This is a genomic window from Candidatus Acidulodesulfobacterium acidiphilum (genome assembly GCA_008534395.1).
GTDB lineage: Bacteria > SZUA-79 > SZUA-79 > Acidulodesulfobacterales > Acidulodesulfobacteraceae > Acidulodesulfobacterium_A > Acidulodesulfobacterium_A acidiphilum.
In genome coordinates this window covers 1-13809 of the sequence record SHMQ01000046.1, presented here as the reverse complement: position 1 = coordinate 13809, position 13809 = coordinate 1, and the positions used below count along the sequence as shown (strand labels likewise).

Sequence of the window (13809 nt, the reverse complement as noted above, 5' to 3'; positions counted from 1 at the left end):
CCCGCCTCAACCCTTACTTACCTTACCGTCAATATCTTTATTAAAAAGACTACTAATATTAAAGAGAGGAAAATAAACGGCAGTAAAAGCGTCATTATAGACCTTGACGTCGATAGGCCGTTGGTTTTTTTGACTCCTATAATTAAAAGAGCGGCGAACCATGCGGCTGATATATTGTATCCAAATATCGGAAATATGGAAAAAACTCCGACGCCCGAAGCATAGCCTATTATTCTGAACGTATTTCTTATTCCATGTTTGCCTCCCATAAGCATAACGAATCCATGGACTATGATAGTAAGAATTATTAGAAAAATTGTATATAAAATTCCAAGTATAAACAGAAGAAATATAACGCCTATAATTATATACATATCTATAAAACTTTTATTCTCGAAGAAAAGCGGTATTTTAGGCAAAACTGTATAATTTCTGTAAAACCCTATCTTAAAAAAAACAACTTCCCAGAAGAAAGAACACACCAAATTTATATATGTAAACAAAAGGGCGTAAAAATAAGGCTTAGATATGCTTTTTTCTTCCTGTCCGCCTGTATTATTCAACTCTTCGTAAAATATTTCCGGGCTGAAAAGAGATTTTTTCCATGTTAAATATAAAGCCTTAAAAAAACCGGTTTCTTTTACGTTATCAAAATCCGTCATTATTATTTTCCGCCTTTATTTTTCTTTATCTTTATCGAGTTTATAAATTATGCCGTCTGCGAGAGCTATATAAGAAGCCTCTATAATATTCTCAGATACTCCTATCGTCGTCCATTTTTCCTCTTTATCCGAAGACTCTATCAAAACCCTTACAAGAGAAGCCGTTCCGGTTTTTGCTTTGCCGCTTATAACTCTGACTTTAAAATCGGTAAGTTTCATCTCGTCGAGAACGGGATAAAACTTAACAAGGGCTTTTCTTAATGCGTTATCCAATGCGTTTACGGGACCGTCCCCTACCGCTACCGTGTGTTCCGTCTTACCCTTTACTTCTATCATTACTACCGCTTCGCTGAAAATATTTTTATCGGAAGTTTTTTCTATGTTGACCCTGAAAGATAAAAGTTTAAAGTATTCTTTATTCCCGTAATCTTTTGAAGAATATTTATCCAAAAGGATTTTAAAGGAACCGTCCGCGCTTTCAAAATTAAAACCTAAATTTTCTAATTCTTTAATTTTGTTTAAAAGTTCCGATTCCTGCGATTCCGATAAATCGCCGATATCTATACCGAGTTCTTTTGCTTTTGCGGTTATATTGCTTTTGCCGGATAAATCGGAAATTAAAAATCTTCTGGCATTACCGACGAATGACGGATCAATGTGTTCGTATGAAGAAGGATTTTTAAGAACGGCGTTTGCGTGAAGCCCGGCTTTATGCGCAAATGCGCTTTCTCCAACGTAAGGCATATTTTTAGCCGAAGTATTGTTTGAAATTTCATCTATTAACCTGCTTACTTTAAGAAGGTTTTTAAGTTTTTCTTTGCCTATGGTATTAAATCCGGCTTTTAATTCAAGGTTGGGGATAATAGAAGATAAATTGGCGTTTCCCGTCCTTTCGCCGTAACCGTTTATGGTTCCTTGAACGTGTTTTATTCCTTCTAAAACTGCGGCTATAGAATTTGCTACGGCGCAATCCGTATCGTTATGAGTATGTATGCCGAGCCTGCCTATATCTATTTTATATTTAACCTTAATCTTATTTACGATTTTGCTTATATCGTCCGGCAGACAGCCGCCGTTGGTGTCGCATAAAACAGCTTTGTCCGCTCCTGCCGAAATTGCGACGCTTAAGGTTTTTACGGCATAATCTTCATTGTATTTAAATCCGTCGAAAAAATGTTCCGCATCGAAAAATACTTTTTTTCCGCATGATTTTAAAAATTCTACCGAATCCGATATTATATCTAAGTTTTCTTCCAAAGATATTTTTAAAACGCTTTCTACGTGCAGATCCCAAGATTTGCCGAAAATAGTAATGTAATTAACGTCGGTTTCTCCAAGCACTATTAATCCGGCGTCATCCTTTGCTCTGACGTTTTTTTTTCTGGTGCTTCCGAAAGCGGCTAATTTAGAATGTTTTAATTTCTTTTTAGAAGCAGATTCAAAAAATTTTTTATCTTTAGGATTTGAGGCAGGAAATCCTCCTTCGATAAAATCTATCCCTAGTTCGTCAAGAATGTCGGCTATCATTAATTTATCGTCTATAGATAAGGAAAAACCTTCTCCCTGGGTGCCGTCCCTTAATGTAGTATCGTAAATTTCTATTTTTTTTTGTTCCGAAACCTTATTCATTTATTAATGTTTAATGTTTATAAATTTATTATATTTTTAATTCTGCCTGCCGAGATTAAATGCATCGTGAAGTATTCTGGCGGCAAGTTCGGCATATTTTGCGTCTATCACGCATGATATTTTAATTTCGGACGTTGAAATCATCATAATGTTTATATTTTCTTTAGCAAGAACGTCGAACATTGTAGAAGCCGTTCCGTAATGATTTCTCATGCCCACGCCTATTACCGAAACTTTTGCAATCTTATCGTCGCTTAAAACTTCTTTTGCGTTAAGTTCTTTAGCAAGTTCTTCGGTAATTTCCAAAGCTTTTTTTAAATCTTTTTTAGATACCGTAAAGGTTAAATCCGTGTGTCCTTCGATAGATATATTCTGAATAATCATATCTACTACTATATTAGCCGCCGATATTTTGGAAAATATCTTTGCCGCTATACCCGGCCTGTCGGGAATTCCCCTTATAGAAATTTTAGCTTCGTCTTTATCGCATGCTACGCTTGAAACCTGCAATTCTTCCATACTTTCTTCTTCTCCTATAAATTTTATTTGAGTGCCGTTCCCATCGACAAAGGTAGATTTCACAAAAAGATTGACGCCGTATTTCATGGCAAATTCTACAGACCTTATCTGGAGAACTTTTGCGCCCAGACTGGACATTTCAATCATTTCGTCGAAATAAACGACGTCCAATCGCCGGGCATCCGGAACTATATTGGGGTCGGCGGTATAAACTCCGTCCACGTCGGTAAATATATCGCATCTATCGGCTTTAACGGCGGCGGCTACCGCAACGGCTGTCGTATCCGACCCTCCCCTTCCCAGCGTCGTTATGAATCCGTTGCAATCTATTCCTTGAAAACCGGCTATTACTACTATTTTTCCGCTTTTTAACATCCTGCGTATATTTTCGGAGTCTATCGAAGATATTCTTGCTTTTCCGTAAGATTCGTCCGTAGTTATTCTTACCTGATGTCCAAGCATAGGAACTGCATCGTAACCTTCATTTCTTAAAGCAAGCGATAAAAGTCCGGAACTTATCTGTTCGCCGCTCGATATTATAAGGTCGGTTTCCATGTCGTCCTGCTTTCCGCCCATTTTTACGGCAAGGTCAAGAAGCCTGTTGGTTTCGCCGCTCATTGCGCTGACTACTACGACTACGTCGTTGCCTCCATTTTTTTCCTTTATTACCCGTCCGGCGACCTGCTTTATTCTTTCAATGCTTCCCATTGAAGTTCCGCCGAATTTTTGAACTATAAGCGCCATAAATTATTTTTCCTTTATTTTATTTATTCCGTATTATTATTTTATTGTACTTATTATCTTTTTTTGCTCCATTTACATTTAATACCGACTTTTATGCTTTTTTTGCAGTTCTCGGATTAAATTTATGAATAGCTTCTCCTATAGAATCAAGAGCCGCCTCAGGCACTATTTCCGACAGCGTAGGATGAGAATGAATAGTCCACTCTATGTCTAAAACAGTTCCTCCGAAATGCATATAGGAAGCAATTTCGGCGATCAGTTCTGGAATATCGGCTCCTATTCCGGTAGCGCCGAGTATTTTTTTAGTTTCCGATTCTACCACGACTTTTAAAAATCCTTCGGACTCTTCCATTGCCAGCGCCATGCCGCTCGCCGCATACGAAAAACGTCCCACTGAATATTTTATTTCCGAAAGTCCTGCGTCGCCTTCCCTTAGTCCGACCGTTCCTATTGAAGGATTGGTATAAACCGACCAAGGAAGTACGCCGTAATCTTTTTCTTTAGTTATTCCCGCAATATTATCGGCGGCTATCACTCCGTCGTATGACGCTTTATGGGCAAGCATAGGTCCGTCGATTATATCGCCGCAGGCATAAATTCCTTTTATGTTAGTTTCGTTATGTATATCGGTTTCTATTTTTCCTCTTTTATCCATTGCGACGCCTATTTCTTCAAGTCCCAAACCGGAAGTATTTAATTTTCTGCCTATGGAAACAAGAACTTTTTCGGCGGAAAATTTCTCGCCCGTTGCCAGTTCTACTTCGGCGCCGTCGGCTGAGGAATTAATACTTTTAACTTCCGCTCCTGTTTTAACTTCGATATTTCTGGATTTAAAATTTTTATCTATAAATCTGGAAATTTCTTTGTCTTCTGTGGATAAAATAGAAGGCAGAAGTTCTATCATTTTAATAGAACAGCCGAATTCCGAAAAAATATTAGCAAATTCGCAACCTATAACTCCTGCTCCGATAATAATCAAAGACTTAGGTATTGCGTTTAAAGAAAGAGCTTCGTCGGAAGTTATAATATTTTTATGGTCTATATTGAAAGCCGGTATCATAAAAGGCGACGAACCTGTAGCAATTATAACGTTATCCGCCGCAATTTCCGCGTTTGAATCCTTCCCATCCCTGCCTTCAATGTCTATCGAAAACCCTTTTTCACAGTTTTTCCCTTTAATTTTTCCGGAGCCGTAAAAAATATTTACCTTTCTGGCTTTTAATAATTTTTCTACGCCGCCCGTAAGGTTTAAAACGACTTCGTCTTTATACTTTATAATTTCTTCGTAATTAAAATTAAATCCGTTAATCGTAAAACCTCTTTCGGGATTTTTTAATTTTTTTAAAAATTTTGCCTTAGAATAAAGAACCTTCGTCGGAATACAGCCTCTGTTTAAACATGTGCCGCCGAATCTTTCTTTTTCTATTATTGCCGCCGACAAACCGTTAATAGCGCATTTCAATGCGCTCACGTAACCTGCGGGACCGCCTCCTATAATACAAACGTCAAATTTTTCCAAAAACGCACCTCCGTTTATAAACATAAAATATATCGCAAAAAATAAATTATATTTTATTTATAAAATTTTTTCTATTTCTATATATCGTTTTTCTTTATTTTTTTTGTCAGGGTCCATTTTAATATTAACCGAATAATAGTTTCCAGCGATGTATTTTGTATAATCTATTTTTACGGTATCGGTCCACTCCGCTATAGTCAAGTTTTTACCGCCTAAAGAATCGAAAAAACCGCAGGTTTCAAGGTCGTAAACGCTTTTAAGCCTGTAAAAATCAAAATGATTTACTATGCCGCCGCCGCATGAATATTTATTCATAATAGAATAGGTCGGACTTACTGCGGTAACGTCGCCGTTTTCGCATAATAATCTTATAATTCCGGACGTAAATTTAGTTTTTCCTGCACCGAGGCGTCCGTTTAAAGCTATAAAATCGAAAGGTTTTAATTTTTTTGCAAATTCGGCGGCAATAGATTCAGTATCTTCAGGCGAATTAGACTCGAAAGATTGAATATTTCCCATTTTAAATTATTATTTTTATTTGCCGGATTTTGCGTTTGACTGCGACATAGCTTTAATAATATCATATCTGGAAACGATGCCGATAATCTCTTTGCCCTCGTTTACGATAGGAATGGAATAAAATTTTTTATCCGCCATTACCGTTGCAAGATCGTAAATATCTTCAGCTTCTTTAGCGTAAAAAACGTCTTTGTTCATAATATCTTTAATTTTCGTCGCCGTTATTTTGTTTACGTCCTCTTTAAAATGCTTAGACGATCCGAGATAAAATATGCTGTCGAAAATAGTAAAAAGCGTAGGAATGTGAAGATTAGATTCCTGATATACCAAATCTGTTTCCGATACTATCCCGCATAATTTTTTATCGGAATTTACTACAGGAATAGCGTTTATTTTATATTTTAGAAAAATGTCGGACGCTTTCTTAATATCGTCTTCCTCATTTAAAACTATGACGTTTTTTGTCATAATATCGCCCGCAGTAATCATTGATAACTCCTTTTTTATAGTTTTTTATTTTATTATTTTTAAAATTTATAATGCTATCTTTATTATCTATTCTGCTCTTTTGTTTCGGACAGCATAAAATTAATCGAAACAGGTACGTTTTCGGCAATTTTTACCGCACCGGCGCCGAAATATCCGTATTTTTTTTCAAGATTTTTTGCCGAATAAACTAAAATAAAAGCGGCGCATTTCATACTCATATATAAACTTAATCCTCCCGATATAAAACCTCCTATTAAACCGCCGAGTACGTCTCCGCTTCCGCCGCTTGCAAGCAATGAACTATGTCCGCACTGCACAGATACATGTTCGCCGTTTTTGTCGAATATAAACATGCTTGAACTTTTCAGCACCAAATATACTCCGAATTCTTTAACGAATTTTTTTCCTATGTTTATCGGGTCCTTTTCTATAATATGACGGTCTATACCAGAAAGCCGTTCCATTTCTTTAAAATGGGGCGTCAAGATTAAATCGGTTTTATTTGCCGTTTGTTTTAAAATATCGGTATCTTCAGACAAAATATTTAATGCGTCTGCATCTAAAACCGACGGAATATTTATTTCGGACAAAAGTTTGCGCAAAAAAACTTTAGTTTCTTCTTCAAGTCCTATGCCTGGGCCTATAACCGCCGCATTTTTTCCTTTCAGCAAATCGTTTTTAATAATTTCTGCTCCTTTTTCGATAAAAAAACCTCTGCCGTCGTCATATACCGGATAGGTCATAACTTCGTCCGTTTTTGTTTCCATAATATCGTTCAGTTTCTCCGGTACCGCCGCAGTAACTAAACCTGCGCCGCCTTTAAAACCTGCAAGAGAAGACATGTAAGCCGCACCTGTTTTTCCCGAACTTCCCGCTACAACGAGAAGATGGCCGTAATCGAATTTGGTAGCCGTTTTTTTTCTTTCTTTGAAACAGCGTGAAATCTCTTTTTCGGTAATTATTTCTACGCCCGAAGCATATTTTTTTAATAATTGACGCGGCTGATTTATATCGATTAAAACGGTTTTTTCGTTAAGAAGCATCTTTTCGCCGTCGTTTATGTAAAAACCGGTTTTTAAGCCTCCGAAGGTAAAAATTTGTTTAATATTTTTAGTAATCGCGGCGTCCATAATTTCGCCGGTATCTGCGTTCAAACCGCTCGGAACGTCTATGCATATAATATCGTATCCGCTTTCTATTTTTTTTAAACATTCCGGATTTCCGCCGCAATTATTTTTTTCGTTAATAACCTCTATAACCTTTTTAAAAAATCCCGTTAATCCTCTGTTTAAGCCCACGCCGAATATAGCATCTACAACGACGTTCGACTTTTCCAACATGTTTTCTAAATCGGAAATTTTATCTTCCGACGGCACCTCTATAATGGACGCTCCCAGCTTTATCAATATATCTAAGTTTTTCGCGGCAATTCCTTTATAGGACGCTTTTTCGGCAAGAACGGCGATATTTACGTTAAAACCGGAGTTAAAAAGATACCTTGAAAATACGAAACCGTCTCCGCCGTTATTCCCTTTGCCGCAAATTACGGCAATAGAGATTTTTTTTAGGAAATCTTTATCGTAAAGTTTCAAAAATTCCCTGTAACATCCGCCGCCGGCATTTTCCATTAAAATGTCTTCGGAATAACCGAAAGCCGAATAGCTTTCTTCGTCTATTTTTTTTAAATTATCCGAAAAATAAAGTTCCATATTTAAATTTTTACTTTATAGAAAAAGGTGTCAGATTAATTTTACTCAAAATCTTTTATCGTTAATTGTTTCTTTCAGTATGCGTAAAATAAAATCTGACACCTTTTTCTTACAAATTTTTCTAGCCATTATAACATATTCAAGAGGTTTTTTGCGCAGGATTAAAGATTTAATTTAAACTAAATTTTACAATATTACTACGGCGCACGCAAAACCTTTATCGTGCGTTATACTTACTTTAGCCGAAATATTATCAAACAAGCCGGAATCTAAATTTATATAGGGCCGTCCGCTTTCGTCGTTTAAAATTTTAATTTTATTTAAAGGAATAGAGAAAAGACCCTTGCCTAAAGCCTTTAAAAAAGCTTCTTTCGCCGCAAAATATCCTGCGGCTTTTTCAAATGCCCTCTTTTCGTTTCTGCTTTTTATTTTTTCTATTATATCCGATTCCGTGTCGGAAAAAACCCGCGAATAAAATTTTTCGCCTCGCATTTCTATAGCTTTTTTAATTTTATCTACGGATATTAAATCTATGCCTATTCCGTTAATCATTTTGCATCGTATTTATTTGCTTTTTTCTAATTTGGCAAAGTCTGCCGCTTTTATTATATCGAGCATTTTTTCGACCGCACGTCCAAGCCCTTCGAAAACGGCTTTAGATACGATGGAAAATCCTATGTTAAACTCTTCGAAACCTTCTATTAATGCAATATCGAATATATTTTTATAATCGAGTCCGTGACCCGCATTAACCTTAAGTCCGATTTTTAAAGCATATCCGACTGCTTCTTTTATTCTTTTTAGTTCTTTCATCCTTTCGGATTCCGTTGCGGCACCCGCATATCTTCCGGTATGTATTTCTATAAAATCGAATCCTGCTTCCTTAGCCGCCTCTGCCTGCCTTACGTCCGGTTCTATGAATGCCGAAGCAATGCTGTCTATGGATTTGAACTTAAAAGATTCCGTGATATTTTTAAAGCGTTTTACGTCGCCTGCCACGTCGAGTCCGCCCTCCGTCGTCAATTCTTTTCTTTTTTCGGGAACTATGGTAGCGCTCCTTGGCATAATATCGAGGGCTATTTGAACGATTTTGTCGTCCGCAGACATTTCCAGATTTAATCTTTTAGTCAATTCGGATATGATTCTTACGTCGTTATCCCTTATGTGCCTTCTGTCTTCCCTTAAATGACACGTGACGTTTGAAGCGCCGGCTTCTAAAACGACGAAAGCCGCATGTACGGGAGAAGGAAAATTTTCTCCCCTTGCATTCCTCAGCGTCGCAATATGGTCTATATTAACGCCTAATTTCATATTTAATTCTCCCTTTTATCCGGCTATATTTAGACATTATTTATCTATGCCGAAACCTTTTTCTATTTCTTCTTTTATTTCTGAGCCTATGCTGTTTATTTCGCAGGCGTCTTCTCCTTCTACCAGTACTCTTAAGTAATTTTGGGTTCCGGAATAACGCACGTATATTCTTCCTCTGTCTTTTAAAATTTCGTCGAAATACGCAATTTTTTTTGAAACCTCGGGCAGTTCTTCTAAGTTTTTCTTATAAGGCACGTCGACGTTAAATAGTACTTGGGGATAAGGATTTATTATTTTTCTTAATTCCGAAAGCGGCGTACCCGTTTTTACCATAACCGACAGAAGTTTTAATGCCGAAATTATGCCGTCCCCGGTATTAATATCGTCTAAAAATATTATATGCCCGGACTGCTCTCCGCCGAGATTATAGCCGTCTTTCAGCATTTTTTCCATAATATACCTGTCGCCTACGTCTGCATAAATAGTTTTTATCCCATGTTTTTTAAATAATATCTCTAAAGCTACGTTAGACATAGGCGTCGTAACTACGCCTTCGTTTTTAAGACACCCTTCTTTTTTCATCTGCAATGCGCAAATTGCAAGGAATTCGTCGCCCTGCAAAGTTTTTCCGTTTTCGTCGCAAAAAATTACCCTGTCACCGTCGCCGTCGAAAGCCAGACCTACGTCCGCACCGTGTTTTTTTACCGAACCGCTTAATTTTTCGGGATGCATGGAACCGCATCCGTCGTTAATATTAACGCCGTCCGGACTTACGCCTTCGAGTATAACTTCGGCTCCAAGCTCCGCAAAAACCTCCGGAGCCGCTTTATAATTAGCGCCGTTGGCACAGTCTATAACTATTTTTAACCCGTTTAAAGTTAAATATTTAGGAAAAGAGAGTTTTGCGAAAATAACGTATCTTCCGGCGGCATCGTCTATTCTGTGGGCTTTTCCTATATGAATTCCGGTCGGACCTTTATCGTCGAAATCAAAATTAAAAAATAAATCTTCTATTTTTTTTTCTACTTCATCGTCGAATTTAAATCCGCCGCCGTCAAAAAATTTAATACCGTTATCGTAAAAAGGGTTATGCGAAGCCGAAATAACGACACCTGCGTCCGCCCTCATACTGGACGTTATAAACGCTACTCCGGGCGTGGCAAGCGGCCCTACAAGATAAACGTCGGCTCCCATAGAGCATATGCCGGAAGAAAGAGCCGTTTCCAGCATATATCCGGAAATTCTGGTATCTTTTCCTATGACTATTTTCAATCCTTTTCCGTTCGGTTTTAAAACTTTAACCAACGCTTTGCCTAATTTTAAAGCAACTTCCGACGTCAAAGGATATCTGTTCGCCTGCCCTCTTACGCCGTCGGTACCAAATAATTTTCTGCCTCCCAAAGTACCTATTCCCCCTTTATACCGTCATATATAGATATAAATTCTTAACCGCTTTTAAACTTTTATATTTTTATTTTTTTGAACTTTTTATTACTGTTAAATTAACGTTAACCTTTTTATTATACAAAATTTTTACTAAATTTGTAGGTTTTCTTAAGGAAACTGACAGTGTTTTATTTTTATCTATATTATCGATATTTATTTTCATTGTAGTAATTACCGAAAGATGATTAACTATATCACGCGGACCTTTAACCGGAACATATTGTGGCAAAACGCTTATATGCTTTAAAACATAACCTTTTTGCGGTAATCCGGACGTTATCGGCAAAATTTTTATATATTTTGTCGTAATTCTGCTAATTATAACCGGAATTATTCGCGGGCTTATTTTAATAACTTTAATTCCGTTAGGAAGATTTAAATAAGATCTGCCAAGAATTATAGTATTTTTTTTTGCGAGAAGAGAATAACCGTTAATCTGAAAAAAAATTTTTTTATTTATTTTCATAAGGTCGATTCTAGAACCCCTTAATTTTACGCGAATCTTTTTCGGCATAAAGTTGCTGACGGCATAACCTTTGGGAAGATTTTTGATAATTAATCCTGCGGTCACAACCTCGTCCTGCTTTGTTCCGCCCACGACGTAAGCCCATATTATTACGGCAAAAATTAAGGAAAAAATCTTTAGCCAAAAATTTTTTTTAATAAGGTTTTCTAGGTATCTGTTCATTTTTGTTTATTTATTTTTCTGATTTTGCTTTAAGTTTACTTATCGACCGATTTTCCGAACAGCAGGTCGGAAATCGACTTTATAAAAACATGGCCGTGGTCTTCGTAATATTTTAAGTGTTTTAAAAGTCCGTTTCTTAAATCTTCTATATTATCGACTCCCGATATTTTTTTTGACCTGATAATAGAAATTTTTCCGGTTTCTTCCGAAACTACGACGGAAAAAGCATCGGTAAGTTCAGAAAGACCAATGGCCGCCCTGTGTCTTGTTCCAAGCTTTTTGCTTATGTTATCTTCCGTAGAAAGCGGCAGGTAACAGGAAGCGGCTGCAATCCTGCCTTTTTGAATGATAACGGCGCCGTCGTGCAGGGGAGAAGGAGGAGTAAATATGCTTATAAGAAGCTCTTTAGACACGATAGAATCTAATTTAACCCCTATTTTTAAATAATCTCCAAGAAACACGTTTCTTTCAAAAACTATAATAGCGCCTATTTTTTTTGAAGCAAGTTCGAAAACGGCTTTGGAAGTTTCTTCTACAAGGTTTACCCTTTCTAATTTATTCTGGGCGACCGCAAAAGGATTTTTCCCTACTTCGATAAGCGCCCGCCTTATCTCGTTTCTAAAAAGAACTATTATTACTATTATAATCGAACTTAAAAAATTGCCGAATATATACTCGGTGGCATAAAGTTTAAATATTACCGCAAACAAAAAAATTGCAAAAACTATAATAAGCCCTATTAATACCTGAAATGCTCCGGTACCTTTAATAAGGGTGATAACCCTGTATATTATAAAAGCGACTATAATTATATCTAATATATCGCGCCATCCGAAGTTATTCAGGAGAGAAAACATATTTACTTTTATCGATATTGTTTATTTTTATTTAAATTTACAAATTTATCTTTTCCAACAAAGATAAAGCCGAAAAGGTCTGCTTAACGTCGTGCACCCTGACGATGTCGGCGCCTTTTATTTTTAGATAGGAAGCAAGCGCCACGCTGCCGCTTAAAATAGTACTTTTATCGTTTTTAGCTATATGTTTTACGAAAGATTTTCTTGAAACGCCCGCCAATAAGGGTTTACCTAGAGATTTAAAGGAAGTAATGCCCGATAAAAGATTATAATTATCGTCTAAAGTTTTTGCAAAACCGAATCCCGGATCTATTATAACGTTGTCCGTATTATAGCCTTTAAGCTCCAAATATTCCAATTTTTTTTTAAAATAAACCAGTATTTCAAAAAAAATATCGTCGTAATGCTCGATATCATTCTGCATATTTTCCGGTTTTTTTTCTCTGGAATGCATCATTACATAAGGAGCGTCGAAATCCAATAATACTTTAGCCATATTTTCCGCATCGTAAGATAATCCGGAAACGTCGTTTATTATAGAAGCACCGGCTTTTAATGCTTCTTTTGCAACTGCAGGCTTTCTGGTATCGACGGAAATAGGTACCGAAACGGTTTTCGATAATTTCTCTATTACCGGACATACCCTGTCTATTTCCGTCTGTATATCTACTTCTTCCGAATAAGGTCTCGTAGATTCTCCGCCTACGTCTATAACATCGCCGCCTTCCTTTTCTATTTCTATACCTCTTTTTATAGCATCGTTATAATCGTAAAATTTTCCTCCGTCGGAAAAAGAATCGGGGGTAACGTTTAAAATACCCATTATATAGGTCTTGCCGTTAAAAACTATATCTTTATCCTGTGTTTTTGTTTTAATTTTCCTCGGATTGTTTTTTTTAAAAGACCTGTCGCACTCCACTAATATATTTTCAAGTTCGTTGGAAAGTTCGTTTAAACCGAACTGCTGCAATTTGATTTTTTTTACTATAATTCTTAATTGAACAGGCGTTCCGAATAAAATGGAATCCGAAACCGGAATTTTACCGGTTATAACGTCTTTGTGGTTTGCTACTTCGGCGCCTATGCCGAGGGCTTCCTGCTTAAGGATATTGAGCGCGGTTGCATTTATGTTTTTCAGTTTTATTATTATATATTTTAATTTTTCCCCCATAATCATTCTGCCGGTAGCGGAAACCCCTATTCTGGATAATTCGCTGCCGGCAATATGACTGTCTAAAATATCGACAAGATAAGCTTTCATAAAATATAAACCTTGTATAAAACTTATATCGGCTTTAATAAATATCCTAAAAATGCCGATAAAAATCGTTAAAACGGCTTTAATGTTATATAAACACTGGAATAATTTTCTATCGGCAATTTTGTGAATATTAAGGTTGCATTTATAGTCGGCCGTTTAATCTTCTATGTCTATTCCTTCATTGCTTTCCCCGTCTTTACCGCCTTGCGCCTGATCGGCTTTTTCCTCTTCGGATTCGGACTCGTTGGTTTTGTAATCGGGTTTATGGGCGATAATAATCTCGTCTATCTCTTTTCCGCTTAAAGATTCCTTTTCTATTAATTTTAACGAAATATCTTTAAGGATATCTATGTTTTCCGTTAATATTTGTCTTGCCCTTTCATGGTTCGAAGTAATAATTTCTTTAACTTCCTGGTCTATAGAGACTGCCGTAGATTCGGAATAATCCTTGTGCTG

General features: G+C 36.7%; 14 protein-coding genes. All 14 read right to left on the bottom strand.

Annotated elements, in window-relative coordinates; translation table 11 throughout:
- Positions 1 to 17: 17 nt before the first annotated feature.
- Positions 18 to 662, bottom strand: a complete 645-nt coding sequence (locus EVJ48_09655; protein ID RZV37044.1) for a hypothetical protein — start codon at positions 660 to 662, stop codon at positions 18 to 20.
- Positions 663 to 677: 15 nt separating this feature from the next.
- Positions 678 to 2291 (bottom strand): citramalate synthase, encoded by a 1614-nt coding sequence (locus EVJ48_09650; GenBank protein ID RZV37043.1) that lies wholly within the window; start codon positions 2289 to 2291, stop codon positions 678 to 680.
- A 36-nt stretch (positions 2292 to 2327) separates the two neighbouring features.
- Positions 2328 to 3554: an aspartate kinase gene (locus EVJ48_09645; protein RZV37042.1), complete on the bottom strand. Its 1227-nt coding sequence runs from the start codon at positions 3552 to 3554 to the stop codon at positions 2328 to 2330.
- 91 nt (positions 3555 to 3645) lie between these two features.
- Complete coding sequence (gene lpdA, locus EVJ48_09640) at positions 3646 to 5097, bottom strand: dihydrolipoyl dehydrogenase (protein ID RZV37041.1); 1452 nt, start codon at positions 5095 to 5097, stop codon at positions 3646 to 3648.
- A 33-nt stretch (positions 5098 to 5130) separates the two neighbouring features.
- Positions 5131 to 5592 (bottom strand): tRNA (adenosine(37)-N6)-threonylcarbamoyltransferase complex ATPase subunit type 1 TsaE, encoded by a 462-nt coding sequence (tsaE, locus tag EVJ48_09635; GenBank protein RZV37040.1) that lies wholly within the window; start codon positions 5590 to 5592, stop codon positions 5131 to 5133.
- 15 nt (positions 5593 to 5607) lie between these two features.
- The gene (locus tag EVJ48_09630) at positions 5608 to 6081 is read right to left on the bottom strand and encodes a CBS domain-containing protein (GenBank protein RZV37039.1); all 474 of its coding nucleotides are present in this window, start codon (positions 6079 to 6081) and stop codon (positions 5608 to 5610) included.
- Positions 6082 to 6143: 62 nt separating this feature from the next.
- Positions 6144 to 7790 carry an NAD(P)H-hydrate dehydratase gene (locus tag EVJ48_09625; protein ID RZV37038.1) on the bottom strand — a complete coding sequence of 549 codons (1647 nt, stop codon included), beginning with the start codon at positions 7788 to 7790 and terminating at the stop codon, positions 6144 to 6146.
- A gap of 186 nt (positions 7791 to 7976) precedes the next feature.
- Positions 7977 to 8342, bottom strand: a complete 366-nt coding sequence (acpS, locus tag EVJ48_09620) for a holo-[acyl-carrier-protein] synthase (protein ID RZV37037.1) — start codon at positions 8340 to 8342, stop codon at positions 7977 to 7979.
- Positions 8343 to 8354: 12 nt separating this feature from the next.
- Positions 8355 to 9101, bottom strand: a complete 747-nt coding sequence (locus EVJ48_09615) for a pyridoxine 5'-phosphate synthase (GenBank protein ID RZV37036.1) — start codon at positions 9099 to 9101, stop codon at positions 8355 to 8357.
- A gap of 36 nt (positions 9102 to 9137) precedes the next feature.
- Complete coding sequence (locus EVJ48_09610) at positions 9138 to 10502, bottom strand: phosphoglucosamine mutase (protein RZV37035.1); 1365 nt, start codon at positions 10500 to 10502, stop codon at positions 9138 to 9140.
- Between the two features lie 70 nt (positions 10503 to 10572).
- The gene (locus EVJ48_09605) at positions 10573 to 11235 is read right to left on the bottom strand and encodes a hypothetical protein (GenBank protein ID RZV37034.1); all 663 of its coding nucleotides are present in this window, start codon (positions 11233 to 11235) and stop codon (positions 10573 to 10575) included.
- A 35-nt stretch (positions 11236 to 11270) separates the two neighbouring features.
- On the bottom strand, positions 11271 to 12092 hold the full coding sequence (locus EVJ48_09600) for a TIGR00159 family protein (protein RZV37033.1): 822 nt from the start codon (positions 12090 to 12092) through the stop codon (positions 11271 to 11273).
- A 37-nt stretch (positions 12093 to 12129) separates the two neighbouring features.
- On the bottom strand, positions 12130 to 13353 hold the full coding sequence (folP, locus tag EVJ48_09595; protein RZV37032.1) for a dihydropteroate synthase: 1224 nt from the start codon (positions 13351 to 13353) through the stop codon (positions 12130 to 12132).
- A gap of 156 nt (positions 13354 to 13509) precedes the next feature.
- On the bottom strand, positions 13510 to 13809 hold a 300-nt coding region (locus EVJ48_09590), incomplete at its 5' end, for a cell division protein FtsH (GenBank protein ID RZV37031.1).

What these genes read in the sequence shown, in the direction of transcription:
- tsaE (RZV37040.1), bottom strand. Translation starts at nt 5,592, where the DNA reads ATGGGAAATATTCAATCTTTCGAGTCTAATTCGCCTGAAGATACTGAA.
- EVJ48_09600 (RZV37033.1), bottom strand. Translation starts at nt 12,092, where the DNA reads ATGTTTTCTCTCCTGAATAACTTCGGATGGCGCGATATATTAGATATA.
- EVJ48_09605 (RZV37034.1), bottom strand. Translation starts at nt 11,235, where the DNA reads ATGAACAGATACCTAGAAAACCTTATTAAAAAAAATTTTTGGCTAAAG.
- EVJ48_09630 (RZV37039.1), bottom strand. Translation starts at nt 6,081, where the DNA reads ATGATTACTGCGGGCGATATTATGACAAAAAACGTCATAGTTTTAAAT.
- EVJ48_09615 (RZV37036.1), bottom strand. Translation starts at nt 9,101, where the DNA reads ATGAAATTAGGCGTTAATATAGACCATATTGCGACGCTGAGGAATGCA.
- folP (RZV37032.1), bottom strand. Translation starts at nt 13,353, where the DNA reads ATGAAAGCTTATCTTGTCGATATTTTAGACAGTCATATTGCCGGCAGC.
- EVJ48_09650 (RZV37043.1), bottom strand. Translation starts at nt 2,291, where the DNA reads ATGAATAAGGTTTCGGAACAAAAAAAAATAGAAATTTACGATACTACA.
- EVJ48_09655 (RZV37044.1), bottom strand. Translation starts at nt 662, where the DNA reads ATGACGGATTTTGATAACGTAAAAGAAACCGGTTTTTTTAAGGCTTTA.
- EVJ48_09645 (RZV37042.1), bottom strand. Translation starts at nt 3,554, where the DNA reads ATGGCGCTTATAGTTCAAAAATTCGGCGGAACTTCAATGGGAAGCATT.
- lpdA (RZV37041.1), bottom strand. Translation starts at nt 5,097, where the DNA reads ATGTTTATAAACGGAGGTGCGTTTTTGGAAAAATTTGACGTTTGTATT.
- EVJ48_09625 (RZV37038.1), bottom strand. Translation starts at nt 7,790, where the DNA reads ATGGAACTTTATTTTTCGGATAATTTAAAAAAAATAGACGAAGAAAGC.
- acpS (RZV37037.1), bottom strand. Translation starts at nt 8,342, where the DNA reads ATGATTAACGGAATAGGCATAGATTTAATATCCGTAGATAAAATTAAA.